The organism is Priestia sp. SIMBA_032 (genome assembly GCF_046535215.1).
GTDB classification, from domain to species: Bacteria; Bacillota; Bacilli; order Bacillales; family Bacillaceae_H; genus Priestia; species Priestia aryabhattai.
In genome coordinates this window covers 1-493 of record NZ_JAWRXD010000117.1, presented here as the reverse complement: position 1 = coordinate 493, position 493 = coordinate 1, and the positions used below count along the sequence as shown (strand labels likewise).

General features: G+C 32.7%; 1 pseudogene. It reads right to left on the bottom strand.

The window, feature by feature from the left end:
- Positions 1–493 (bottom strand): annotated as a pseudogene (locus SB717_RS33580) (ABC transporter permease); the annotation flags it as partial.

The window sequence follows — 493 nt, the reverse complement described above, 5'->3', positions numbered from 1 at the left end:
AAGCGACATTTAGTTTTGTCTTATATAGGGAATCGCTCGCTTCACTTGCATGGAAAGGTGGATGCTCTGCTTGAATTGCTGCATTATCGTTATCAATTTTTGTTATAAACGATGAACCGATATTATGTGCTTTTTCCCAATCTGTAACTTTGAAGTTATATACACTCATTTGTTTGGAAACTGTGGATAAGGATTCTACATTTTCATCAGATAGTATGAGTAATTGGTATATTAAGCTGTTTGGGAATGGGCTATAACTTTTATATTCTTTCACTTGTAGTTGTAAATTGTTTTGAGTAAGTGTAAGAGTATTTTTCTTTTCTTCATTGTGAAGTGTTCCAATAACTTGATCATCTAAGGCTTTCATAAGAATATAAGATTCATTCTTATTTACCGTGAGTTTTTCCCAATTTAATGCTTTAGCAAGTACATTATAGTCACTTTGTTTAATTGCGTAATAGAGCTGCGTGTTATCTTCAGCTGAAGATACCTC